The following is a 23,370-nucleotide window of genomic DNA, read 5'->3' as shown; positions in this document are numbered from 1 at the left end:
CGGTGGAGAAGTCACATTGTGGCTATGACAATCAGAAGCAAAACAAACTAAGGAATTCTTGACATGGTGATCATTTTATTCTCTAAAGTCCTCGGCTAAAATCAAAAACGCGCCTGAACCATGATGGTTTTGCGCGTTTTGTCGGGACGAATACGGTGTCAGGACGGAATGTTCATAGCGGTCTGAATATTTTTCAGATCGAGCTGAATTTGCTCCGGAATATGGTAGGAATGTTATAGGCCCCGCTGCATCATGTAGTTTGTTATCTTTTCATGGGAATCAATAGCTTCGTCGAGCTGTTTCATCAAAATTTGTTTGATTTCGGTGGTGGCACATTCGGTTACGGCCATGGCGTAGTTTCTGACTCCGCTCTTGGCGTTCATCAAAAAATCCATTGCGATCACGTCGTCGGTCAGCGTATGAAGCCCTGTCAAGTATTTCTAATAGGGGTGTTCATGTTTCTATATCCTTTAGGTTAGGGTCACTTTAGACAGCACTCCACCGAGCTCCTGAAGCTGCTGCTGTGATAATTGTACGTCTTGCTGCAAAATTTGCTTGAGCTCCGGTCAGTTACCAGAGCTTGCATGGTTTTGGATTTGGTCATGCAAACGGTCTTGAACGCAGCCATTTCATGAACCTCCAGCATCTCATGCAAAGCGTAATTGGAATTCATTCGAATTGTCCTCCCCCTGTATTTACCCATATTCAGGGCTTTAAGACGACTTTGATGCAATTGTCCGTTTTCGTATCGAACATTTCATAGCCGTGCTTGGCTTCGCTAAGCGGAATGACGTGCGTAACAATATCTCCAGGGTCTACTTTGCCCGACGTAACCAGCTCGTACATATACGGCATGTAGTGAATGACCGGGGCTTGTCCGGAACGGATATTCAGAAAATTTCAAATAGCATAGATCTAAAAATGAAAATAAACAAAGCCCAGCTGTAGTTTGTTTTAAACACAGACAAAAAAGAAGACCCGAAGGTCTTCTTTTGCGTCTTCCGCCAAATTAACGGAAAGGGAGTAGCAAGAGAACGTGCCTAGTGGAGCTTTGGCTTGGCCGCCAGGTACGCTTCCTTGTACGCCGCCGCCTTGCGCGCCACAAGGCTGTAGTCGCCGGTCTTGACCGCCTCGGCCGTCAGGTCCGAGCCGATGCCGACCGCTACGGCGCCGGCCTTGATCCACTCGCCGAGGTTGTCCAGCGAGACGCCGCCTGTCGGCATCAGGTTCGCCAGCGGCAGCGGCCCTTTGACCGCCTTGATCATGGACGGCGAGAACAGGTTGCCCGGGAACAGCTTGACGATGTCGACGCCCAGCTCCAGAGCGGTCTGAATCTCCTGGATTGTCATGCAGCCCGGCAGAATCGGCACGCGGTACCGATTGCAGAGTGCGACGGTTGCCGGGTTGAGCGACGGGCCGACGACGAATTCCGCGCCTGCGAGAATCGCCATCCGGGCCGTCTCCGGATCGAGCACCGTGCCGACGCCGATAATCGCATAGCTCGCGGGATCTCCCGAGAGGCAGGAATATTTCGCCGCCAGCTGCTCGATCGCCTTAAGCGCCCCAGGAACCGTCATCGTGACCTCGATCACCTTGATGCCCCCGGCGATCGCCTGCTCCGCCATTTCCACGACTTGCTCCGGCGTGTCTCCCCGGAGGACGGCGACGACGCCTTCCTCCATAAGTTGTTTCGTGATGTGCAGCTTTTTCATGCCGTCTCACCCTTTCTCTACGTATGGTTTGCGACCAGCGGCCTAACGTGCGGACAGCCCGCTTGGCCGCGTCTCTCTGCTGTTCTCCTGGACGGCCCGGCCGCTAACGAGCAGCCTGCCGTCCGGGGTTCTCCTATCGTTCGATATGAGCGACGTTGTTCAGAATAGCCTCGGCCTGCTCCCAGGTCGGGATGCCTTCCCAATCTCCCTCCACCTGGATGACCATCGACCCGATCAGGTTGCCGAGACGGACCGCTTCCGGCGCCGGCAGGTCTCTCAGCACGCCCGCCAGGAAGCCGGCACAGAAGCCGTCTCCCGCTCCGACCGTATCGACTACATGCTTCGCTTCGAAATAAGGGACCGCCGTGAGCTGCCCGTTCTCGAGCACATAGGTTTCATTATCTCCGCCCTTGATAACCGAGACCGCCTGCAGCTGGCCGAGCCGCTCCACGATCCGGTCGAACTCGTCCGTCTCGTACAGCAGCTTGAGCTCGTCCAGTCCGGGCAGAAAATAATCCGCCTGCTCGGCGATCGGCAGCAGCACCCGGCGGGCCTCCTCCACGCTCCACAGCTTCAGCCGCAGGTTCGGGTCGAAGCACACCTTCACGCCGCTGCGCTTCGCGATGGCGACCGCCTCCAGCACCGTCTCCCGGCACGAATCGCTGAGCGCCGGCGTAATGCCGGTGATGTGCAGCAGTCTGGCCGACGCGAGATACGCCTCGTCCAGATGCTGCGGCGTCATACGGCTCGCCGCCGAGCCGCGGCGGTAGTAATAGACCGACGAGCGGCCCATCACCGCTTCGCGGAGGATAAGCCCGGTCGGGGCGTCCCCCGCCAGCACGGCGCGGGAGACGTCGACGCCTTCGCCGCGAATCTGCTTCAAGATGCGCCGCCCGAGCGGATCGTCGCCCAGCCGGCCGAACCAGCCGACGCGGTGCCCGAGCCGGGCGAGACCGATGGCCACGTTGCTCTCGGCGCCGCCGAACGACTGCTCGAGCCGCCCCGCATATTCCAGTCCTTTGCTTCCGTCCGGAAGCAGGAGCGCCATCGTTTCGCCGAAGGTGACCACTTCCGGATGATTTGTTCTCTCTATGCTGCCCATACTTTACCTCGCCATCCAGCCTCCGTCCACACAAAGGACGTGGCCATTCATATAATCGGAAGCGCGCGACGCCAGGAAGACGACCGGCCCCTCCAAATCCTCCGTCGTGCCCCAGCGTCCGGCCGGAATGCGCCCGAGAATCTCGGTACTCCGCTTGTCGTCCGCCCGCAGCGCCGACGTATTGTCCGTCGCCATGTAGCCCGGCGCGATCGCGTTCACGTTCACGCCCTTGCCTGCCCATTCATTGGCCAGCGCTTTGGTCAGGCCGGCCACCGCATGCTTCGACGCCGTGTAGCCGGGCACGTTGATGCCGCCCTGGAAGCTCAGCATCGAGGCGATGTTGATAATTTTGCCCGATCCCTGCTTGATCATCTCGCGGCCCGCCAGCTGGCACAGAAAAAAGACCGCGTTCAAGTTCAGATCCAGCACGTCGTGCCAGTCCTGAGCCGCGTGCTCGGCCGCCGGCGTGCGCCGGATAATGCCGGAGTTGTTCACCAGAATATCGAGTTTGCCGAACTTGTCCAGCACCTCGTCCATTATGCCGGGAAGCGCTTGCTCATTCGCAAGATCGGCAACGATCGTGTGGGCGCGGCGGCCCGTCGCCTCAATCTGTTCCTGCACCTCGCGCGTCCGGTCGCGGCTTGTGACGATCGCCACATCGGCTCCCGCCTTGGCCAGCCCGAGCGCCATTCCGCCACCAAGTCCTACTGCTCCGCCCGTTACGAGAGCAATCTTCCCCGAGAGATCAAACATTGTCATCGTTAAGGAACCCCCATCCGTATGTAGATGCGCTGTACCTAGTTCCCTCTCATTATAGAGCAGACTTCCGGTCCCGTCCAAGCCATCCTGCCAAAGCAGGGCAGAATGACGCGTGTGCCCGGCTGCATCCCCCGATTTGAAGACGGAGGGGAGCCGCTTTCCCATCACCGGGCGAAGCGGCTAGCGTTCCGCCGCTTACACGAGCAGGAGCAGACCCGCGATCACCGGCAGGACGACCATCGTCGTCTTCAGTACCCGTTCCGGCAGCCGCTTGGTGAACTTGGCACCGACGTAAGAGCCGAGCATCGTGCCGGCTACCACCTGGAGCAGGAGGAGTCCGTCGAGATAGCCGGCGTGCAGATAGCTCGCCCCTCCCGACACCGCCGTCGGCAAGATCACCAGCATTGTCGTGCCGGCGGACAGCCGGGGAGGCAGCCGCAGGAACGTCATGAGACCGAGCTGGATGAACGGAGCCGAGCCGATGCCGAACGTCCCCGACAGCAGCCCGGTGACGAAGCCGAGCCCCACGCCGATCGTGCCAAGCCTCACGCCGCGCGCCTCCCGGAATTCCGCCGCCTCGCCTGTCCCGTGGCGGGCGACTGTCGTCATGCGCAGCCACAGCAGGAAGGCGGAAAGCAGCTGCATCGCGGCTGTCATGACCATCAAGGTGCCGCCGGGAATATAGACGGCGAGCTGAGAGCCTGCCCAGGCTCCCACCGCCCCCGACAAGCCGACGACGAGTCCGGTCCGTATAAGCGTATTGCCCTCCCGGTAATGGCTGAACGCCCCTGACACGGAAGTGGATACCATAGCCGCTAGCGCCGTTCCCAGGGCGATGTGGATCGGTATGCCGAAGAACACGGTCAGGATGGCGATAATAAAGCCGGACCCGCCCGCTCCGACGAATCCGAGCAGCAGGCCCAGCAGCAGCATGGTGACTACGATTTCGAATCCCATATGGCATTCCCCGATTCTGTTAACGTTGTTCTAATTGTAACTCCCGCTGGAGCGCAGCGTCCAATATAGAACAGGGATACCTTTATAGCTATTGCCTATAAAAGGAACGAAAAAATTGCGGCGGTTCCGCCCTTGCCGAATCCGCTGCTGCACACCGCCCGTTCGGATCGAGTCCCGACTGGCTATCCCCATGCCAGTACAAGCTCACATTTTTGCCCCGATTGCCTGTCCCCTGGAGTTCTTCCACTGCTCCTTATTGATCCGACCCATAATGTTCGTCGAGATCTCCCCAACTCACTTTCCTATCCCGGACGACCTGCCCGTTCCTCTCACAAAATGAAGATTCTCGGATGCAGCGGGCCCTTCGTCCAGGTACTTGGACATTCTGGTGCACCGGCGCATCCTCTACGAGCCTTCCGCCTGCCTCTCCAGCTCGGTGATTAACCGCTCCCGGTGCATCTTTGCGAGTCGAAACGGAGCGAACACCCCCTGCTCGATCTCCGCCTTGACCCGGAGCATCTCTCGCCACGCGAGCACATACTCGGCCTCCTCGATGTCCCCGTCCCTTAGCGCCTCCCGCAGCTCGTCGACATCCTTGATGAACAGCCCGCCGTCCGGAACGGCCACCAGATCCAGGAAGAGATCGTCGAACCAGGCAACGCCCCGGTCATCCGTCCCGCTCCGCAGATACATGTCGATGTACCATTGAACGATGCGGCCGGACGGGTCGAACATCGTCGTGACCGCATGATGGCGGCCAGCTGGGATTTGCAGCATCCACTGGTATCCCTTGTCCGCGATAAGCAGAGGCCCGGCCGCCGTTCGGCCGTGCAGTGGCTCTCTCACCTCATCGATCCGGAGCAGGGACACATGCCCCTCGAAGGCTTCGTCCGTGAGCGTCAGCTGCGCATAAGCCCGCTTGGTGACGCGCCGCCAATCCGAGCGGTCTGCACGTTTTCGTTTGAGCGGCATAGGCCCGCCTCCTTTCCTATTCCTCTCATTGTACGGAAAACCGGCGGACATATGTAAAAAAATGTGCCGTACCCCCAGTTTTTTGGCGTGCCGTGTTTCCCCCGTCTCCGAAACGGGTAAGAACTGACAAGTCAGCAAAACGTTTTACGCTTGGAGGGTTCAACATGATGACATTTCTTCATTCGCTCAGCCCCTTTCAACAGGCTATCGGCGCTGTCCTGATCGCCTGCCTGGTTTCGACCCTGATCTTTTGGCTGTTCCAGCCGGCGGACGATTACGAGAGCGAATTTGACGATATGGCGCCTTTCTTCAAGGATGTACCGCCTGTCCTGCAAAATTCCCATACCGACTCGGAGGTCCGGCAGCTGCTTGCCGCCAAGGAGCTGGAGCCGCCCTTCGTCGTTCAACGGGAAGAGCGTCCCGTCTCGACCCAGATCTAGTGAGGCCCGGGCCTCTAGCAGATGCTCCATCCGGTCACCCATCCCTATAGATTGCCAAATGCAAAGCAAAGAGCGCCCTCCTCGAGAGAGCGCTCTTTTGCCGGTTCTTCCGTTCCAGACGGTGCCGGAAGCTAGGCCTGAATGACGCTGATCCAGTTCCCGCTCCCATCGGCAAAGTCGAACCGCAAGGGCTCACCCGGTCTCATGTCCGACACGCGGATTCCCTTTTCCCTCAACCGCTCCCGGACGGCTTCCGCATCCTTCACCGCAAAGTTAAACGGCGTATATTGTTCAATAGGCTGAAAATCTGCCACCTGAACAAGATGAAAGCCGCAATTGGGTGCGATGGCGAGACCGCCCATCCTGCTGTTCTTCCAGCGGAGCGCGAAGCCGAACACGTCCTGGTACCAGGCCAGCGCCTCCTCCAAATCTTTTACGGGAAGAAACACCGCATCTATCCGTTCCACCAGCTTTTCCGTCGCTTGACTGCTCATCGGCCAGCCGCCCTTCCGTATTGGGAATATTATCCATCCCTCACATCGTACAAGTCCTTCCGCAAGCTGTAAAGAGGGAGTTGCAGGCCCTTCTCAACCGAAGTAACCTCCTGCTGTCAGCGGCGGCCGATCCCCATTCCGTTCCCGATCGGCTGGCCCTTCCGAACGAGTTCGCCCCTGCTCCCCTCCTGCCAATCCCCGAATCATGGTAAAATAGAGAGAGTAGCCGCGCTAGTCTTCGGGGCAAAAAGGAGTTTACATGAAAACGTTAGTGATAGCCGAAAAGCCCGACATGGGCCGCAATATAGCAAAAGCGATCGAGCCGAGGGCCGTCAACAAACGGACCCATATGGAGGGCGACCGCTATATCATCACCTGGGCGATCGGCCACCTCATTACGCTGGCCGAGCCCGATCGGTACGACGACCGGTACAAGAAATGGAACCTCGCGGACCTGCCGATCATCCCCGAGACGTTCAAGCTGATTCCCAATGCCAAAACAAAGGATCAGCTCAAAGTGATCGCCGAGCTGGCCAAGCAGTGCGGCGAGCTCGTGAACGCCTGCGACGCCGGGCGCGAGGGGCAGCATATTTTTTCCCTCATCCAGCGCCATCTCAAGCTGAAGCAGCCGGTCAAGCGGCTCTGGATCTCGGATCTGACGCCCGAGACGATCCGCAAGGGATTCGATGCGCTGCGCGACGGCGCGGAATACGAGAATCTGACCCGCGCGGCCCGTGCCCGCAGCGAGGCGGACTGGCTGGTCGGCATGAACGGATCTCGGGCGTTCACGACGAAGCACAACGTGCTGCTGTCGGTCGGCCGCGTCCAGACGCCCGTGCTGGCGCTCGTCTACGACCGCCAGAAGCAGATCGAGGCGTTCTCCTCGCTCAAGTTTTACGAGGTGCAGGGCTTTTTCCGGCAGGGCGGGACGAGCTACAAGGGCCTGTGGCAGGGCGACCGGCTGACCGATCCGGAGAAGGCCCAGGCCATCGCCGGCAAAGTAAACGGCAAGCCGGGCCGGATCGCCAGCTACGAGGTCAAGGAGACGCGCGAATACCCGCACAAGCTGTACGATCTGACGCTTCTGCAGCGGGAGGCGAACGGGAAATACGGCTTTTCGGCCAAGAAGACGCTCGATCTTGCGCAATCGCTCTACGAGAAGCACAAGGTCATCACCTATCCGCGGACAAATTCGAATTACGTCAACGAGCAGAATATCCCCGAAATGCACAAGGCGCTGTCCGCGCTGGAAGGGACGAGCTACGGCGAATGGGTGCGCCAGGCGTCGCGTCAGCTCGTCCACAAGAACAACAAGAACGTGTGCAACCCGGCCAAGGTCGAAGACCACCACGCTATTCTGCCGACCGCCAAAAAAGCGGGAAGCCTGTCTCCCGACGAGCAAAAGGTATACGACCTGATCGTCCGCCGGTTCCTCTCCCATTTCTTCCCGGCGGCGGAATACAAGGTGCACACCGTGCTGACCGAGGTCGAGCGGGAGACGTTCAAGACGACGATCAAGGAGCTGCTCAGCCTCGGATGGAAGGTGTTGTACGCAGACGGCGGCGCCGGTGCCAAGAGCAAGGCCAAAGGGAAGGGCAAGGAGGAGGAGGAAGAGGAGGAAGAGACTACCGAAACGCCGTTCGTCCTCGACGCGGCTCAGGGCGTCCTCTGCGCCGAAGCCCAGGTCAAGGAGAAGGAGACGCAGCCGCCGAAGCCGTTCACAGAGGGCACGCTGCTCAAGGCGATGGAGAGCGCCGGCCGGCAGATCGAGGACGACGATCTGCGCGAGGCGATGAAGGAGTCCGGGCTCGGAACGCCCGCGACGCGCGCGGCGACGATCGAGCGGCTCAAGCAGGTCGGCTACATCGACATGCAGGGCAAGCGGATCGTCCTGACGCCGAAGGGCCGGACGGCGATCGAGCTGATCCGCGGGGCGGGCGTCGACCTGCTGACGTCGCCGGAGATGACCGGCCACTGGGAGCGGCGGCTGAACGAGATCGCCCGCGGCCAGGCGTCCGACGAGTCGTTCATGGAGAAGGTGAAGGCGTTCACCGTCTCCATCGTGACGAAGGTCCGCGGCCAGCAGCGAGCCGACCGGCTCGCCTTCGGCGAAGCCGATGACGGCGGCGGCCGCGGCAAACGCGGGCGGGGCCGGGCCGGAGCCGGCGCGTCCGGGCGCAGCCGCGCAGCCGGAGAGGCCGGCGGGGAAGCGGCCGCGGCCAAGCCGCGTACGCGCGGTGCCAGCGCCCGGACGCGCGCCGGAGCGGCGAGCGGCGGCGGGAGCGCAGGCGGCACGGCGACGGCGGCTCCCGCGGGAGCGGGCACCGTCGTCGGGCGCTGCCCGCGCGACGGCTGCGGCGGCACGATTTTTCTCGGCCGCAAGGGGTACGGCTGCAGCCATTACAAGGAAGGCTGCCGGTTCGTCGTCTGGAAGGAGACGCACGGCAAGACGATCTCCGACGCCATGATGCGGCAGCTGCTGGAGAAGGGGCGGACGAACAAGCTGAAGATGAAGACAAAAGCCGGCCATTCCTATGACGCCCGCCTCGTCCTGCGAGACAAGGAGACGGGGGAGATCGGCATCGAGGCGGTCACTTGACCGGCAGAGGATCGGGCGAGTCGGCGGGACGGGGCGCCGGAACAGGCGGTCTGATGTCCGTTCCGTGCCGCCGCTGACCGATCAACGGGGCACCTGGCAGTCGAGAGCCGCTCGCCTCCCCAAGCAAGCGGGACGTCTGGCATGCCGCTCTATAAACAAATCCCCAGCTTCGGCAGCCGCCGGAGCTGGGGATTTCTATTAATCTATCGTTTCGATTAATTAGCCAAAAAAAACGAGAACCCAGAGAACATAGCCCGTCTCTGGCAAAGCCTCCCTTTTTTGTTGGTTACTGCGATCACCGGCAACGCAGCACCTTTTCCTTCCACGGCATGCTTCGCTTTCACGGCCGGCCATTCGCGATGTTCGGCCTAACCTTGCCTCTCAGCTAAAGCCGATCCAGATCGCCGTTTTGTCGTCGGATTGTTTGAACCGTGGATAGCGTTCGCAGTTTGCGTCGTCCTCCTCCAGCATGAGCAGCCAATCGACGTAGGCCCCCAGCCCCTCGTTCACGATTCTCTGGGCCACCGTCTCCAGACCGGCTCCCTTTTCCCCTTCTTGGTTAGGCAGGAACAGCCCGTCGGTCATCAGCAGCAGCCCCTTCAACCGAATCCGGTTGATCCTCCCGTATTCGAGCATCTCCTCCGCGGCCGGATCGCCGTTCAGCACGGAATAGCCGTCGAGCGTATTCATATGCTTCTTGTTGCTGAGAATATACGGCTTGGCATAGTTCTTCAGCTCCTCGAGCTTCTGCAGCCCGCTTGCCCGGCCTTCCCGCCACAGGTTGCCGATGTTATCGTCGAAATACGCCACCTGATCGCGCGTCACGATTCGGATGCTGCCGTCCGTCTCAACTGCGATCAGCATGCAGTCTGCCGCCTGCACGTACTCCACGTACCTGTCGTGGATCCGGACGAGCGCAATTCCCGTCGTCCACAGCTCTTCCTTCGCCGACGGATCGATCCCCGCCGCCACCATCTCCTCGCGGAGCAGCCGGTTCGCCCGCGCCACCTCCACCTGGAGCGACAGCGGGCGCCCTTCAGCCTCCTCCAGCTCGTCAAAATGCCGCTTCACCGTCCGCGAAGCCAAATATCCGCCCGTCTCCCCGTTCGGACCGCGGAACGGGACGAGCGAGGTTGCCCCGTCCAGCACGCCATAGAGACCGAGACGCTCGTTTACGATAAGCGCGTCCTCGTTCCATTCGCCCGTGCCGATGATCGAGATCGTTTCGATTTGCATGCTATCGCCTCTCCTTTACTAATCCATACTCCCACGCCAAATCCTTGCCCCCACGTCTGGTCGGCCGGTGCCAGCACCTACTCGAAATAGGTCGGCTGCTCCGGCTGCCGCAAATAGCCGAACAGCCGGCGAATTTGCGCCTCCGTATTGCGCTCCGTCGACAGCGGAGGCAGCTCCTCCTCGCCGAAAAACTCGACGGCCGACGTCTCGATGCTCGTCGCCGCCTCGCCTCCGATCAGCTCGCAGCGAAAAAACAGCTTGTAAACATGGTAAGGGGACGGCGGGACGGCGTGAAACTTCGGGTCGAACACCGCAAGCAGCCGCACCGGCATCACGTCGAAGCCGGCCTCCTCCTTCACTTCCTTCGCCGCCACCTCGGCCGGCGAATAGCCGACGTCCGCCCAGCCGCCCGGCAGCGACCAGCGGCCGTCCAGCGTCTCGCGCACCATCAAAATCTTATCGTCCCGGAACACCGCAGCTCGAATATCGACCTTGGGTGTCTGGTAGCCAGTCCCGGAGGCGAACAGCTCCGTCACCCTCTCCCGCTCTACCCCTGTATGCTCCGCCATAATTTCTACGCTGAGCCGGCGCAGCTCCTCGAACCGCTCCAGGTCGTAGACGTCCTTCGAATAAGTGAGCCCGGCTTGCGCCAGCGACTGGATTTGTTTCGCCCATTCGAGCCACTTCGGCTCGACTTGCTGTCTAATCATGACGGATCGCTCCTTTGAGCCGGGGTTCCGGCACTTCTTCGGTTGGGCAGACGATCGGCACCTTCCACCGATTAAGCTTGGCCCGCATCTCATCGGGCAGCCCGTTCGTCACCACAACGTGCATCTCCCTCAGCTCGCATACATTGAACCGGTCCCAATGGTTCCAGTTCGATTCGTCCACCATGAGCACTGTCTGTCTGGCCTGCGCCATCACTGCTTTCTTCAGCTCCATCGTCTCGGACAGACTGGTCGTCACCCGTCCGTCGGTCCCGATGCCGGACGTCCGCAGGAAGCACTTATCCACGTTCAACTGCCGGATCGTCTGGATGGCCATCGGCCCGTAAAACGCTTCGTCCTCCTCGTGGAAGGAACCGCCCGTATGAAGCAGCTTGACCTTGCCGGCGATGCCGGCCAGCCCGTGCAGGCTGTTGGTAATGACCGTCACTCCCGGCACCGCATCCATCTCGTTCATCATCAGGTCGGTATAGCTTGAGGACTCGAGAAATACCGTTTCGCCCGGCTGGATCAGCGACAGCGCGGCCTTGACGAGCGGCATCTTGCGGTCGGGCTCCCCGCGGTTGCGGTAAGCGACGAAGCCTGAGACAGAGGTCGGCGGCACCGCTCCTCCATAGGTTCTCTGGGCCAGCGCCCGCGACTCGAGCCAGCGCAGGTCCTTCCGGATCGCGTCGGGGGTCACCTTGAACTGCTCGGCCAGCTGCCGCACCTCGACGCGGCCGTTCCGGTTCAGCAGCTCGACGATCTGGCGGCGGCGTTCTTCTCCAAATAGAGCTTCCGTCATGCTGCAGGTCTCCTCTGTATCGTTTCGTATTGTTTCATATTTATTCCAAGTGTAAAGCGATTTCAATTTGGCGTCAATAGGGATAAGTTGGACAAATCGCGACACAATCGGACGAAATTTGCAGGAAGTATGCCCATATTCCAACCCACCGCTGGTCCGAAGACGGTTCGTTACCGAACCACTGCCGATCCGTTTCCCGTTCGTTCGCCCGGATGCGGCGTCGAACGAAAAAGCCTTCCCGTTTCCGAAGGAACGAGAAGGCTTTAGGAAGACTTCAAAGGGCGAAGCAAGGGAGCTGGCATGCTGACAGGCCGTCGTCCGCCGATCTGATGCTGACCTCTCGATCCGTCCCCATCACTTGCATCAGATGGCGGGCTCCAGCTACAGGGCGAGCGGCTTGGCGATCCGGTAGGCCGGATAGATTATTTTACAAAAAAATGTCTAATCCGGAAGCCCCGCTTCGCCAAGCTTTTGCAAAAACGGCTCATGAATGCGTCCGTTCGACGCTACGATGTTGCGCACCTCAAGCGAAAACGGCGCGCCGGTCAGATCGCTCGCTTGTCCGCCGGCTTCCTGGACGAGCAGCGAACCGGCGGCGATGTCCCACACGCTGAGGCCGATCTCCCAGAAGCCCGACAGCCGACCGGCCGCTACATAGGCTAGATGCAGTGCCGCCGACCCGGCGGTTCGGATGTTGCGAACCTCGGGCGCCAGCAGACGGATCCCCTCCAGATTGAGCGGCAGGAACAGCGGATTCGCCGGGAATCCGGTCCCAAGGAGGCTGTCCCCCAGCTTGTCTTCACCGGACACCTCCATGCGGCGGCCGCGCAAGTAGGCGCCCTTGCCCTTTTCCCCGACGAACAGCTCGTCCCGGATCGGATCGTAGACGACCCCGACGATCACCTCGCCCTTGTGCGCCAATGCAATGGAGACCGAGAAGAACGGAAAGCCGTGGACGAAGTTGGTCGTTCCGTCGATCGGGTCGACGATCCATAGATAATCGGCCTCCCGGTGCTTCTCGAGCGCCTCCTTGGACGCGGCGGGACCGGGAAGCACGCCTTCTTCTCCTAAGAAGGAATGGCCGGGAAAATGCGTCAGGATCAGCTTGCGGATCATCGACTCCGCGCCCTTGTCCACCTCGGTCACCAGATCCTGCGGGGACGTCTTGAGCGCCAGCTGGCTGTGCGCGCCAAGCCGGGTTTTGATCCATTCCCCGGCTTTGGCCGCTGTATTGACGGCAACGGCGGTGAAGCTTTTGCTGCTTACGCTAAAGATCTCTTCCTGATTCACTCTCTCGCTCACACTCCGTTATGCGTTCTTGTATCCTCATTCCCCTCAGTATAACAAATCGGAGGACGAAAGATAGGTCCGAATGGCTCTAAAACGCCCCGATAATCATGCGCGCCGCGAACAGAAAGAGCGTCACCCGGAGCAGCCACAATAGGCCTTTCCCGCTCATCCGCGAAGCGATCCGGGCGCCGAACCAGCCTCCGATCAGTGCCCCTGGCCCAAGCGCCGCGGCACTGAACCAGTCTACTTCTCCGAGCGCGACGTGGGTCACGCTGCCTAGGATGGAGCTGAGGAAGATAACGAACATCGAGGTCGCCGTGGCGACGTGGGGCGGATAGCCGAACAGCAGCACCATGGCGGGGACGAACAGGGAGCCGCCGCCGATGCCGAACAGGCCGGAAATCATCCCGACAAAAAAACCGATTAAGAGAGCCGCCGGCAGATTGTAGCCGTACTGGGAACTCTCTCCCTTGGCGTCCGTAAACGTCCGCTTGATCTTCCAGTCAATCGTGACCGGCTTCATATAGTCGCGCGCCACCATGAGAAGCGCCATGAACAGCATGAAGATGCCGAAAGCGAGTTCGAACCGTTTGGCCTCGAACATGCCTGTCAGCGAGGCTCCGAGCATGGCCGCCGGCCCGCTCGTCAGGAAGTAGAGCCATCCGCTGCGGAAGTCAATTCTCTTTTGCCTATAGTAGGTGAGCGTCGACGACAGCGCGGTCAGAATAAGTACCGCGAGCGACGTGCCCACCGCAACGTTGGTCGGGATGTCCCGGTCCAGGAACATGGGACCGATATAGATGAGCGACGGAACGATGATGATGCCGCCGCCTAGTCCGACGATGCTGCCGAAGGTGGCGGAGACGATACCGATCAGCAGAAGCAGCAGAAACGCTAACATTGGCGGAGCCCTCTTTCTGTATGGAAATGACAACCAAGTGAAGCCCATGGTATCATATCCGGCCGCCCGGTAGCAAAAAAAATCGGCTCCGCTGCCCGCATGGCGGTTCCGCCTTTTGTCCCTCCCTCCAATCCCCAGCCTCCCTTATGCCCAAGCCCAGGAAGCCGCAAACTCGGCTAATTCGCCGCGATCGTCGGATGGACGAGCCAGTCGCGCTCTCCAAAGGAGAGCAGATCCTTCACCCGCGAAGTAAGCCCGTCCGCCACCGCCCACTCGTACAGCCTGCGGCTGAGAAAGAGCGGCCGATAAAGCTGGCGGGAGATCGCGAGCGGCTCCTCCGGCAGGGCGAAGTCGGCCGGCTCGGCCAGTGCGTCCTTCTCCAGATGGTAAGGAAAGTAGATGCGGTTCAGCTTGCCGCAGGACGCGCAATGTTCTTCACCCGGCCGGTACAAAAACTGCTGCTCCGGGCTGACGGGCAGCATCCGATCCACGACGAGCCGGTAAGCGGGCTGGCTCTCCGTTTCTCCTCCCTGGTGGAGGAGCGGCTCGAGCCGATAGCCGGTCGCTCCTCTCCGTTCGAGCCAGTCGGCCATCTCGCCGGAAATGACCCATTGACCCGCGCCTCCGTTCACCAGCACCCGGTCACGGAGGACGGAGGTATCGGCCGCGAGCGGCGTAACGGGCTTCTGCTCATAAACGCCGCATGCCTCGCAAGCGGGTTCCAGCGTCACGAGCGTGCCCCGGTCCTCCAGGAACGCCCTGTGCGAATTTCCGGACGACAGCAGCATCAGGTAGGGCGCTTCCTCCCACTCCGTCGTCTCGAACTCGAACGTATAGGTCGGTCCGCTGCGCACACCCGCCTCCTTGAGCCTCCGGTAGATGTGCCACTGGCCCTCGTGGTCATACTGGAACCGAAGCGAATAGTAGGTCGTGCCGTCGATTCCGGCCTGTCCGCCGTCCGTCAGCAGCTGCTCCGGGCCGAGCTCCTCCCTCACCCAGCGATCAATGCTCTCCTGCTGCTGCCTCCCGTTCACCGAGAACAAGAAATCCATCCACACCTTCATTCTGTATGTCACTCCTCGGTCGTCGTCTTGTCCTAACGTTGTTCTCTCTATTTCTAAGACCATTCTTGCCGGGCATCTGTCACGCTCGTACGGCAAAATGTTCGAAATTCAGGCAAATCTGCAAAAAAAGCTTCTTTCCGCAGCTGCGGAAAGAAGCTTTTCTTATGTATGGCTTGGGCCGCTAGCCGACAATGTTGTAGCCGTTGTCGACGTAGATGATCTCACCCGTGATGCCGCGCGACCAGTGGCTCATCAGGAACATGGCGGTATCGCCGACTTCCGCCTGCTCGGTTGTCCGGCGCAGCGGGGCGCGCTCCTCCACCTGCCGGAGGATGGTGTTGAAATCCTTGATGCCCTTGGCGGCCAGTGTCCGGATCGGGCCGGCGGAGATGCCGTTGACGCGGATGTTGTGCGGGCCGAGATCCTGTGCGAGGTACCGGATGCTGGCTTCGAGCGCCGCCTTTGCCACGCCCATCACGTTATAGTTCGGCATGGCGCGCTGGGCACCCAGGTAGGTCATCGCCATGATGCTGCCGCCTTCGGTCATCAGCGGATAGATGCGCTTCGCTACGGCGACGAGCGAGTATGCGCTGATGTCGTGCGCGAGTGCAAAGCCTTCGCGCGACGTGTCGGCGTACATCCCCTCGAGCTCCTCGGTCTTGGCGAAGGCGATGCTATGAATGAAGCCGTGCAGGACGCCGAAATGCTCCTTGAGCGCTTCGACCAGAGTATCGATCTCGGTGTCGACCGTGACGTTACAGGGAAGCACGAGCGAATCGGGGATGGTAGCGGCCAGCTTGGAAACACGTTCCTTGACGCGCTCGCTTTCGTACGTGAACACGAGACGCGCGCCCTGCGACGCAAGCGACTGGGCAATCGCCCATGCGATGGAACGGTCGTTGGCGACGCCCATCACGAGGATATTTTTGCCGGACAGAACTTGGGTCATGCGAATCCCCTCTTTTCTCAAGAATGACGGCGGGGGACAAGCCTCCCGCCGTTTTCTACAAGTTACCCCAATTGGAAGGGGTTTTCAATACCCAATCTCGACAGAGGCCTGGGTTCGCACGCGGACGTCCGGCTCCGCTCCCAGCTCCTCCATCAGCCGCAGCAGCGCTTCGTCCTTGCTCTTGGCCTCGATCATGACGTCCAGCCGTGGCGTCAGCGGGGCGATCTCGCGCAGGAACCGCAGCACATGCCCCGCGTCGACGAAGTCGGCATGCGCCCGAGGATCCTTGTCGCTCCTCGGACTCGAGACGTGGATCTTGGGTGGCAGCCAGTCCAGCTGCCTGTTGTCCGCCCGCCCATCTGCACCTTCCGCCTCTCCTCTGGGACCGAGCCGCCTCCACGTGTCCAGAATGCGGGGCCACAGGGCGAGCGCCTTCTCCCCGCCGGGATTGACCTCATGGTGATGCAAGTCGAGCACCATCGGCACCCCGACCCGCTCGCATGCCTCCAGCGTCTCGGCGGCAGTGAACGTCTTGTCGTCGTTCTCCAGCGTGAGCCTATCGAGCACCCGCTTCGGCAGGGCGGACGCCTGCTCGACGAATCGCAGCAAAGACGCTTCCTTGTTCCCGTACGTTCCCCCGATGTGGATGTTGTTGCGGGCTCTCTCGTCGAGTCCCATCAGCTCGAGCATGCGCGTATGGCGCTCCAGATCGGCGACCGAAGTGCGCAGTACCTCCTCGCGGGGCGTGCTCAGCACCGTGAAGTGATCCGGATGGAAGCTGATGCGCATGCCGTGTTCGCGGACATACCGGCCGACCTCGGCGAATTTGTCCGCGAGCGCAGGGAAGGGGTCCCAGTCCGCCAGCTCCTCGTGGCCGACGAGCGGCACGAGCCTCGAGGAGAGCCGGTACAATTCGATCTCGTAGGCCCGGTTGTGCCGCAAGAGACGAAGCGTGTTGTGCAGGTTCTCCTCCGCGATCCGCTCCAGCTTGCGGATCGCCGCTTCGCGGTCGGTCAGCTTGGAGAACGAGGCGTAGGTAATCGTTTTGGAGGGGGACGCATTCTTCACCAGCAGCGACATGGCGACGTATCCGAAGCGGACGATCATGCCGGGTTCTCTCCTTTCCTGGCACCGTCCGGTGCCGTGCTCGTGTCCGTGATCCGCCGGACGGCCTCTGGCCCCCGTCCGGCCACATGCAGCTTCCTCTGTCCGGCTCGTGCCGTTCTCTTCCTCCCCGCTTCGCTGGGGCCGGCCGAGCGCCGCGGGAATCCAACGCAAACAGGGGATGGTCTCTTTACCATCCCCTGTTTGCATTCTCTCTATTAACCTGCGCCGTCTCACGGACGGATCCCTTGCGATTTCACCGCGCGGTCAGGCGTTCTCGCGTGCTCCGAAGAACATCTCGTGCGCCAGCGCCGTCTGGATGCGGGATTCCTCATCCGTCAGCTTGCGGACGAGCTTCATCTCGACCGAGGTGATCTCTTCGCCCTGGAAATTAATCTCGGCGATCGAGGCGTGAATATGCACAATCGCGACCGCACGGTTGTCCGGCGTGTAGGCAATCACCTTTTGCCCGGTCGGATAGATGCGAAAGCCCTGCTTGACCATTTTGGCGGTGCCGTATTCCAGCAGCTCATAGAGCTCCTGCTCCGATTTGAACTTGCAGACCGAATTGAACTCCGTTTGAAACCCCATGTGCAAGCCCCCTCTTCCTACTCGGCGTCGAATTTGTATTGAATCGTCCTCTTGTCCGCGTGCCGCTGGAAGGCCAGCTTGATCAGATCGCTCAGAAGCTCGGCATACGGCTTGCCGGTTTCCTTCCACAGCAGCGGGTACATGCTGAACGGCGTGAAGCCGGGCATGGTGTTGATTTCGTTTATGTAAAGCTTGCCGTCCGTCCGGCCCAGAAAAAAGTCCACGCGGGACAGCCCCGTCGCGTCGATCGCCTGGAAGGCCCGGATGGCCATCTCGCGCACCTGCTCCTTCGTCTCCTCGGGCAGGTCAGCGGGGATGATCATCGCCGACTGGCCATCCAGATACTTGGCCTTGTAGTCATAGAAAGCGCTGGACGATACGATCTCGCCCGGCACCGAAGCCTGAGGCTCGTCGTTGCCGAGCACGGCGACCTCGATCTCCCGGGCGTCTATGAATTCTTCCACGATCACCTTGCGGTCATACTTGAACGCGAGCCGGACGGCCTCGATGAGCTCATCCCGGTTCGACGCCTTGGAGACGCCCACGCTAGAGCCCAGGTTCGCCGGCTTGATGAAACACGGATAGCCGATCGCCACTTCGACGTCCATCAGGAAGAACGCTTGGTCCTTCTCCCACTGGGGCCGCGTGAAGTGCCGGAACACGCATTGCGGGAGCTCTTCCTGGGCGAAAATTTTTTTCATCATGACTTTGTCCATGCCGACCGCGGAGGCGAGCACCCCCGCCCCGACATACGGAATGTCCGCCATCTCGAACAAGCCCTGAATCGTGCCGTCCTCTCCATAGGTGCCATGCAGCAGCGGGAAGACGACATCCAGCGCAGGAGCGCCGTCCGCCGCGGAAGACGAGACAGGAAGCCCTCGTCCGGACGCCTCAAACAGCGGTCCGAGCACCGTGCCGGGCCCGGACGCTTCTTCTTCCGCCGCTCCGGCCTGCTTAGGGAGTCCGGCAAAAGCCAGCTGCTCCACGGATTCGACAGGTCCGGGCAGTGCGCCACCGCTGCGCCATTCCCCATCCGGCGTTATGTAAAAAGGATGTATCTCATAGATGGAATGATCGAAGGCTTTGATGACGGCAAGAGCTGTCTGGAGCGATACCTGGTGCTCTCCCGACTTGCCCCCATAGATCAGACCTACGCGTAGTTTTCTATTCATAATAACCTCCGATAGGATGATGGATAAGGAAGCGACGAGCTCCTGTCTAGGCGCCTTTCGTCAGAGCCGGTCGAGAATATGATAAAAACGGTACACCGTCCGTTCGGTCCAAGCGTAGGAGTCCCGGTAATCCCAATAACGATGCCGGCTGTTGTTCGTATGCGCGTTCACAAGAGGATAGCCATCCGCCGAGATGGCGGTGACAATCGTCGTGTGACCGAAGCGTCCGGTTCCGTCCCAGTCGTAGCAGATGACGTCCCCGATCGTCAGCTGGCGGGCGGACTTGACCGATTCCGCCTGCAGCCCGCTCCGGCTTGAGGCGAGGTATTGCGTCAGCCCGTTCGCGACCGCCCAGCTGAAGCTCCACAGCTCCTGGGCGCCGCTCCGTCCGCGGTACCACCAGCCTCTTTCCCTCCTACCAGTATAATTCATCGGCGCTCCCCCTGCAAAGACGCACTGCGACACGTAATTCGTGCAGTCCACCTCAAAATGCAGGAACGCCGGATTCGGATCGTTCCAGTGCGCGTCGGCATAAGCCGCCACTTGGGTGCGGTTATAGTGGGTCCCCGCCCGCAGTTCCTCCTGTCCGAAGACATCTCGGCTCAGGAGAGGGCGGCGGGCCTGCGCGGCGCGCACTCCTTCTCCCTGCTGGCGGATCAGTCCCGGTCCTTCCTCTATGACCACGTCCGGCCAAACGGGCGCTGCCTCGGGCTGCTCGATCCGGTCGATATACCAGCCGCCCGGCGCCTTGGCCAGTACGACACGCTCGTGCTCGATCCACTCCTCCAGCTGTTCCCGAGACCGGCTCTCATAGCGGAACCGGTGATGCAGCTCCAGCTGCACGGCCGCTTCGTCCGTCCTCACCCCGTCCCCGCTTTCCTTCACGCGCACGCGGATTTCGTGGCGAATCGCCCGCCAGCCTCTCTCGAGCCGAACGGCCCGGAGTCTCTCCAGTTGACCCGCCAGCCGATCCAAATATTGGTCGTCTCTCACTACGGCCGCCAGACGGTCCAGCCGGTAGTCGATCTCCATCCGGCTCCGCTCGTCCGCATACCGGTATATGACGGATTTCCAGCTCAATGGGCTGCCCTCCCTGCCGTGCGGCGGTTGCCGCTTCTTCGCTTTCCACTCTTCCCCCGCAGACGGAAGCGGAGCGACGGCTCCGGCTTCCGCACAGCGGCGCCGCTCTTCTGGTTTCTTTCACTATATGAACCCTGCCGTCGTTTCATGTTCGATTCGGTCCCCTCCCGGCATAGGCACAGCGCCTTCCCGCGGCGACCTCGCCCGCGGCCCGGTGGCCCGGCGCCCCCCTGCCGAGGTCGCCCTGTCGTCTCCAATTGGAAGGGATCGGGGCCGTCACTCCTCGCTCGAGCCTGCCCTGATGCGTTCCTCCACCCTTAGGCACCCGACGGAGGGGCTCCGGCCCGGCCCGGCCCGGACCGCACAATTTCCTCGCGGAGCCAGGAAAACCGCCGCTCCTTTAGGGCAGACTGTAACTGAAATATTCCTCGAAAAAGGGTTTACCCGTCCGTCGAAAAATTGTATACTTAGTGAGAAGCTTTATTTGTGAAATCCGTTTTCACTTGGTGAAACAATAAAGATTCTTAGCTTTCCCTGCGCCATTTTTCATTACCGATTCAAAGGAGGCATTTGCGACGATGGCAAGACAAGACCATTTTTCCGTGAAATCGACCTTGTCGGTCAACAATCAGGACTTCGTCTACTACGATCTGAACAAGCTGGAGGCCAAAGGCTTCGGCTCGATCTCCAAGCTCCCGTTCTCCATCAAGGTGCTGCTTGAAGCAGCCGTCCGCCAGTTCGACGGCAGAGCGATCACCAACGACCATGTTAAGATGATCGCCGGCTGGGCCGAGAACCCGGACCACAACAAGGAGATCCCGTTCATTCCCGCGCGGATCGTTCTGCAGGACTTCACCGGCGTACCGGTCGTCGTCGACCTCGCAGCCATGCGTGCTACAGTAGAGCGCGCAGGCGGCAACCCGAAACAGATCAACCCGCTCGTTCCGGTTGACCTCGTTATCGACCACTCCGTCATGGTAGACGCCTTCGGCACCAAAGAAGCGCTCGCCTACAACGAAGCGATCGAATTCGAGCGCAACGAAGAGCGTTACAAATTCCTCCGTTGGGCGCAAACCGCGTTCGACAACTTCCGTGCTGTTCCTCCGGATACGGGGATCGTTCACCAGGTTAACCTCGAGTTCCTGGCATCGGTCGCCGCAACCAAGGACATGGGCGGAGAGCTGGAAGTTTATCCGGACTCCCTCGTCGGCACCGACTCCCATACGACGATGATCAACGGTCTCGGCGTTGTGGGCTGGGGCGTTGGCGGTATCGAGGCGGAAGCCGGCATGCTCGGCCAGCCGCTCTACTTCGTCACACCGGAAGTCATCGGCTTCAAGCTGACCGGCACACTGGCAGAAGGTGCAACGGCAACCGACTTGGCGCTGACCGTTACCGAGATTCTCCGCAAGCGCGGCGTCGTCGGCAAGTTCGTCGAGTACTTCGGCCCGGGCCTTGACTCCCTCGGCCTGTCCGACCGTGCGACGATCGCCAACATGGCGCCGGAATACGGCGCAACGATCGGGATCTTCCCGGTTGACGAAGAGACGCTCAAATATCTGAGACTGACTGGCCGCAGCGAAGACCAGATCGCTCTCGTGGAAGCTTACTACAAGGCGCAAGGCATGTTCCGCACAAGCGAATCGCCGGATCCGGTATATACCGACACGCTCGAGCTTGACCTGTCGACCGTCGTGCCGAGCCTGGCCGGTCCGAAACGTCCGCAGGACCGCATCGAGCTGACCGCCATGAAGGACGCGTTCCAATCGGCAGTCCGCACGCCGGTCGAGAAGGGCGGCTACGGCCTGAGCGACGACAAGCTGGAAGAAGAAGTGAAGGTTTCCCACCCGAACGGCGACACCTCCGTCATGAAGAACGGCGCCGTCGTCATCGCAGCGATCACTTCGTGTACGAACACTTCGAACCCAAGCGTTATGGTGGGTGCCGGTCTCGTCGCGAAGAAAGCCGTCGAGCTCGGGCTGACGAAACCGGGCTACGTGAAGAGCAGCCTGACTCCGGGCTCCCTGGTCGTAACGGAATACCTGACCAAGGCGAACCTGATCGAGCCGCTCGAAGCGCTTGGCTTCCACGTGGCAGGCTACGGCTGTGCAACCTGTATCGGTAACAGCGGCCCGCTGCCGGATGAAGTTTCCCAAGCGATCGCCGACAACGACCTGACCGTCGCTGCCGTCTTGAGCGGCAACCGGAACTTCGAGGGCCGGATCCACGCTCAAGTCAAAGCCAACTACCTGGCGTCCCCGCCGCTCGTCGTCGCTTACGCGCTGGCCGGCACGGTGGACATCGACCTGACCAAGGATCCGATCGGCTACGGCAACGACAATCAGCCGGTATACCTGAAGGACATCTGGCCGAGCAACCAGGAGATCCAAGAAGCGATCCGCGCGACGCTCAGCCCTGCGATGTTCCATGAGAAGTACAAGGACGTCTACCGCGCCAACAAGCGTTGGAACGAGCTTCCGGTCGCCGAAGGCGAGCTGTACGAGTGGGACAACAGCTCCACTTACATCCAGGAGCCACCGTTCTTCAAGGACCTGACTCCGGAACCCGGCAACATCGGCGACATCAATGCCGCCAAGGTGCTGGCTCAGCTGGGCGACTCCGTTACCACCGACCACATCTCCCCGGCGGGCAACATCTCGCCGTCGAGCCCGGCCGGCAAATACCTGGTCGAGCATGGCGTTGAGCGCAAGGACTTCAACTCCTATGGCTCCCGCCGCGGCAACCATGAAGTCATGATGCGCGGCACGTTCGCGAACATCCGGATCCGCAACGCCGTGGCTCCGGGCACCGAGGGCGGCGTGACGACTTACCTGCCAAGCGGTGAAGTGATGTCGATCTACGACGCATCGATGAACTACCAGGATCAGAACACCAACCTGATCGTACTCGCCGGCAAAGAATACGGCACCGGCAGCTCCCGTGACTGGGCAGCCAAAGGGACGTTCCTCCTGGGCGTCAAAGCCGTTATCGCCGAAAGCTACGAGCGCATTCACCGCAGCAACCTGGTGGGCATGGGCGTACTTCCGCTCCAGTTCCCGGAAGGCTTCGGCTGGAAGACGCTCGGCATCTCCGGCACCGAAACCTTCGACATCCTCGGTCTGGACAACAGCGTACAGCCGGGCCAGAAGCTGAAGGTCGTCGCTACCCGTAACGACGGGTCGACTTTCGAATTCGAAGTCGTCGTTCGCCTGGACAGCATGGTGGAAGTGGACTACTACCGCAACGGCGGTATCCTCCAAACGGTCCTGCGTCAAATGATGAACAACTCCAAGTAAGAAGCTCCGCTTCTTGCCTGCAAGCCAAACAGCCTCCGACGGCATCGTCGGAGGCTGTTTTTGTGTTCCTTTAAATAGTCTCGCTGTATCACTCGCTGTTGGGCCGGTGGGAACCACAGGGGAGGTTTGCTTCCTCTTATCCC

Annotated in this window: 20 protein-coding genes and 3 pseudogenes; 3 read left to right on the top strand and 20 right to left on the bottom strand. The window is 60.7% G+C overall.

Annotated features, from left to right (window positions below; translation table 11 throughout):
- Positions 1-158 precede the first annotated feature (158 nt).
- The 8 genes and pseudogenes from KJS47_RS21465 to KJS47_RS21435 all read right to left on the bottom strand — a co-directional run bounded on the left by KJS47_RS21465 (position 159) and on the right by KJS47_RS21435 (position 5,502).
- Positions 159-434, bottom strand: a pseudogene (locus KJS47_RS21465) (spore coat protein).
- Between the two features lie 36 nt (positions 435-470).
- Positions 471-673: pseudogene (locus KJS47_RS24160) on the bottom strand (hypothetical protein).
- A 32-nt stretch (positions 674-705) separates the two neighbouring features.
- A pseudogene (locus tag KJS47_RS21460) lies at positions 706-894 on the bottom strand (glutathione-dependent formaldehyde dehydrogenase); the annotation flags it as partial.
- A 146-nt stretch (positions 895-1,040) separates the two neighbouring features.
- Positions 1,041-1,712, bottom strand: coding sequence for a bifunctional 2-keto-4-hydroxyglutarate aldolase/2-keto-3-deoxy-6-phosphogluconate aldolase (locus KJS47_RS21455; protein WP_213527576.1), 672 nt, complete (start codon positions 1,710-1,712; stop codon positions 1,041-1,043).
- Positions 1,713-1,845: 133 nt separating this feature from the next.
- Positions 1,846-2,814 carry a sugar kinase gene (locus tag KJS47_RS21450; protein ID WP_213527574.1) on the bottom strand — a complete coding sequence of 323 codons (969 nt, stop codon included), beginning with the start codon at positions 2,812-2,814 and terminating at the stop codon, positions 1,846-1,848.
- 3 nt (positions 2,815-2,817) lie between these two features.
- Positions 2,818-3,573, bottom strand: a complete 756-nt coding sequence (kduD, locus tag KJS47_RS21445; protein WP_213527572.1) for a 2-dehydro-3-deoxy-D-gluconate 5-dehydrogenase KduD — start codon at positions 3,571-3,573, stop codon at positions 2,818-2,820.
- A 195-nt stretch (positions 3,574-3,768) separates the two neighbouring features.
- Positions 3,769-4,530: a sulfite exporter TauE/SafE family protein gene (locus tag KJS47_RS21440; RefSeq protein WP_213527570.1), complete on the bottom strand. Its 762-nt coding sequence runs from the start codon at positions 4,528-4,530 to the stop codon at positions 3,769-3,771.
- A 405-nt stretch (positions 4,531-4,935) separates the two neighbouring features.
- Complete coding sequence (locus KJS47_RS21435; protein ID WP_213527568.1) at positions 4,936-5,502, bottom strand: ribonuclease FAU-1 family protein; 567 nt, start codon at positions 5,500-5,502, stop codon at positions 4,936-4,938.
- 164 nt (positions 5,503-5,666) lie between these two features.
- On the opposite strand from KJS47_RS21435, the gene KJS47_RS21430 reads away from it, so the two are divergent.
- The gene (locus KJS47_RS21430) at positions 5,667-5,942 is read left to right on the top strand and encodes a hypothetical protein (protein ID WP_213527566.1); all 276 of its coding nucleotides are present in this window, start codon (positions 5,667-5,669) and stop codon (positions 5,940-5,942) included.
- 131 nt (positions 5,943-6,073) lie between these two features.
- Here KJS47_RS21430 and KJS47_RS21425 read toward each other — a convergent pair whose 3' ends face one another.
- Positions 6,074-6,436: a VOC family protein gene (locus tag KJS47_RS21425; protein ID WP_213527564.1), complete on the bottom strand. Its 363-nt coding sequence runs from the start codon at positions 6,434-6,436 to the stop codon at positions 6,074-6,076.
- A gap of 259 nt (positions 6,437-6,695) precedes the next feature.
- Here KJS47_RS21425 and KJS47_RS21420 point away from each other — a divergent pair, with 259 nt between their 5' ends.
- Positions 6,696-9,035, top strand: a complete 2,340-nt coding sequence (locus KJS47_RS21420; RefSeq protein ID WP_213527562.1) for a type IA DNA topoisomerase — start codon at positions 6,696-6,698, stop codon at positions 9,033-9,035.
- A gap of 381 nt (positions 9,036-9,416) precedes the next feature.
- Here KJS47_RS21420 and KJS47_RS21415 read toward each other — a convergent pair whose 3' ends face one another.
- From KJS47_RS21415 to KJS47_RS21365, 11 genes are all read right to left on the bottom strand, one after another.
- On the bottom strand, positions 9,417-10,271 hold the full coding sequence (locus KJS47_RS21415; protein WP_213527560.1) for a protein phosphatase 2C domain-containing protein: 855 nt from the start codon (positions 10,269-10,271) through the stop codon (positions 9,417-9,419).
- Positions 10,272-10,348: 77 nt separating this feature from the next.
- Positions 10,349-10,981 (bottom strand): NUDIX hydrolase, encoded by a 633-nt coding sequence (locus KJS47_RS21410; protein ID WP_213527558.1) that lies wholly within the window; start codon positions 10,979-10,981, stop codon positions 10,349-10,351.
- Positions 10,974-11,780: a DeoR/GlpR family DNA-binding transcription regulator gene (locus KJS47_RS21405; RefSeq protein ID WP_213527556.1), complete on the bottom strand. Its 807-nt coding sequence runs from the start codon at positions 11,778-11,780 to the stop codon at positions 10,974-10,976. Before KJS47_RS21405 ends, KJS47_RS21410 begins: the two co-directional genes overlap by 8 nt.
- Positions 11,781-12,221: 441 nt before the next feature.
- A complete protein-coding gene (locus KJS47_RS21400; protein ID WP_213527554.1) occupies positions 12,222-13,070 on the bottom strand; it encodes an inositol monophosphatase family protein in 849 nt (282 codons plus the stop codon).
- An 88-nt stretch (positions 13,071-13,158) separates the two neighbouring features.
- Complete coding sequence (locus KJS47_RS21395) at positions 13,159-13,971, bottom strand: sulfite exporter TauE/SafE family protein (RefSeq protein WP_213527552.1); 813 nt, start codon at positions 13,969-13,971, stop codon at positions 13,159-13,161.
- Between the two features lie 176 nt (positions 13,972-14,147).
- Positions 14,148-15,035, bottom strand: coding sequence for a hypothetical protein (locus KJS47_RS21390; RefSeq protein WP_213527550.1), 888 nt, complete (start codon positions 15,033-15,035; stop codon positions 14,148-14,150).
- Between the two features lie 181 nt (positions 15,036-15,216).
- Complete coding sequence (fabI, locus tag KJS47_RS21385; RefSeq protein ID WP_213527548.1) at positions 15,217-15,984, bottom strand: enoyl-ACP reductase FabI; 768 nt, start codon at positions 15,982-15,984, stop codon at positions 15,217-15,219.
- An 84-nt stretch (positions 15,985-16,068) separates the two neighbouring features.
- Positions 16,069-17,091: a UV DNA damage repair endonuclease UvsE gene (gene uvsE / locus KJS47_RS21380; protein ID WP_213527618.1), complete on the bottom strand. Its 1,023-nt coding sequence runs from the start codon at positions 17,089-17,091 to the stop codon at positions 16,069-16,071.
- Between the two features lie 264 nt (positions 17,092-17,355).
- Complete coding sequence (locus tag KJS47_RS21375) at positions 17,356-17,679, bottom strand: hypothetical protein (RefSeq protein WP_213527546.1); 324 nt, start codon at positions 17,677-17,679, stop codon at positions 17,356-17,358.
- Between the two features lie 17 nt (positions 17,680-17,696).
- Positions 17,697-18,851 (bottom strand): D-alanine--D-alanine ligase, encoded by a 1,155-nt coding sequence (locus tag KJS47_RS21370; protein WP_213527544.1) that lies wholly within the window; start codon positions 18,849-18,851, stop codon positions 17,697-17,699.
- Positions 18,852-18,911: 60 nt separating this feature from the next.
- On the bottom strand, positions 18,912-19,931 hold the full coding sequence (locus tag KJS47_RS21365; protein WP_249716628.1) for an amidase domain-containing protein: 1,020 nt from the start codon (positions 19,929-19,931) through the stop codon (positions 18,912-18,914).
- Between the two features lie 578 nt (positions 19,932-20,509).
- Here KJS47_RS21365 and acnA point away from each other — a divergent pair.
- Positions 20,510-23,227 carry an aconitate hydratase AcnA gene (gene acnA, locus KJS47_RS21360; protein WP_213527543.1) on the top strand — a complete coding sequence of 906 codons (2,718 nt, stop codon included), beginning with the start codon at positions 20,510-20,512 and terminating at the stop codon, positions 23,225-23,227.
- Positions 23,228-23,370 lie beyond the last annotated feature (143 nt).

The sequence above is a fragment of the Paenibacillus sp. J31TS4 genome, from assembly GCF_018403265.1.
Classification (GTDB): Bacteria; Bacillota; Bacilli; order Paenibacillales; family NBRC-103111; genus J31TS4.
This window is presented reverse-complemented; position numbering and strand designations above follow the sequence as displayed.

Excerpts from the sequence above, each read along its gene's own strand:
- KJS47_RS21455 (WP_213527576.1), bottom strand. The coding sequence starts at position 1,712 with ATGAAAAAGCTGCACATCACGAAACAACTTATGGAGGAAGGCGTCGTC.
- KJS47_RS21450 (WP_213527574.1), bottom strand. The coding sequence starts at position 2,814 with ATGGGCAGCATAGAGAGAACAAATCATCCGGAAGTGGTCACCTTCGGC.
- kduD (WP_213527572.1), bottom strand. The coding sequence starts at position 3,573 with ATGACAATGTTTGATCTCTCGGGGAAGATTGCTCTCGTAACGGGCGGA.
- KJS47_RS21440 (WP_213527570.1), bottom strand. The coding sequence starts at position 4,530 with ATGGGATTCGAAATCGTAGTCACCATGCTGCTGCTGGGCCTGCTGCTC.
- KJS47_RS21435 (WP_213527568.1), bottom strand. The coding sequence starts at position 5,502 with ATGCCGCTCAAACGAAAACGTGCAGACCGCTCGGATTGGCGGCGCGTC.
- KJS47_RS21430 (WP_213527566.1), top strand. The coding sequence starts at position 5,667 with ATGATGACATTTCTTCATTCGCTCAGCCCCTTTCAACAGGCTATCGGC.
- KJS47_RS21425 (WP_213527564.1), bottom strand. The coding sequence starts at position 6,436 with ATGAGCAGTCAAGCGACGGAAAAGCTGGTGGAACGGATAGATGCGGTG.
- KJS47_RS21420 (WP_213527562.1), top strand. The coding sequence starts at position 6,696 with ATGAAAACGTTAGTGATAGCCGAAAAGCCCGACATGGGCCGCAATATA.
- KJS47_RS21415 (WP_213527560.1), bottom strand. The coding sequence starts at position 10,271 with ATGCAAATCGAAACGATCTCGATCATCGGCACGGGCGAATGGAACGAG.
- KJS47_RS21410 (WP_213527558.1), bottom strand. The coding sequence starts at position 10,981 with ATGATTAGACAGCAAGTCGAGCCGAAGTGGCTCGAATGGGCGAAACAA.
- KJS47_RS21405 (WP_213527556.1), bottom strand. The coding sequence starts at position 11,780 with ATGACGGAAGCTCTATTTGGAGAAGAACGCCGCCGCCAGATCGTCGAG.
- KJS47_RS21395 (WP_213527552.1), bottom strand. The coding sequence starts at position 13,971 with ATGTTAGCGTTTCTGCTGCTTCTGCTGATCGGTATCGTCTCCGCCACC.
- KJS47_RS21390 (WP_213527550.1), bottom strand. The coding sequence starts at position 15,035 with ATGAAGGTGTGGATGGATTTCTTGTTCTCGGTGAACGGGAGGCAGCAG.
- fabI (WP_213527548.1), bottom strand. The coding sequence starts at position 15,984 with ATGACCCAAGTTCTGTCCGGCAAAAATATCCTCGTGATGGGCGTCGCC.
- uvsE (WP_213527618.1), bottom strand. The coding sequence starts at position 17,091 with ATGATCGTCCGCTTCGGATACGTCGCCATGTCGCTGCTGGTGAAGAAT.
- KJS47_RS21375 (WP_213527546.1), bottom strand. The coding sequence starts at position 17,679 with ATGGGGTTTCAAACGGAGTTCAATTCGGTCTGCAAGTTCAAATCGGAG.
- KJS47_RS21370 (WP_213527544.1), bottom strand. The coding sequence starts at position 18,851 with ATGAATAGAAAACTACGCGTAGGTCTGATCTATGGGGGCAAGTCGGGA.
- acnA (WP_213527543.1), top strand. The coding sequence starts at position 20,510 with ATGGCAAGACAAGACCATTTTTCCGTGAAATCGACCTTGTCGGTCAAC.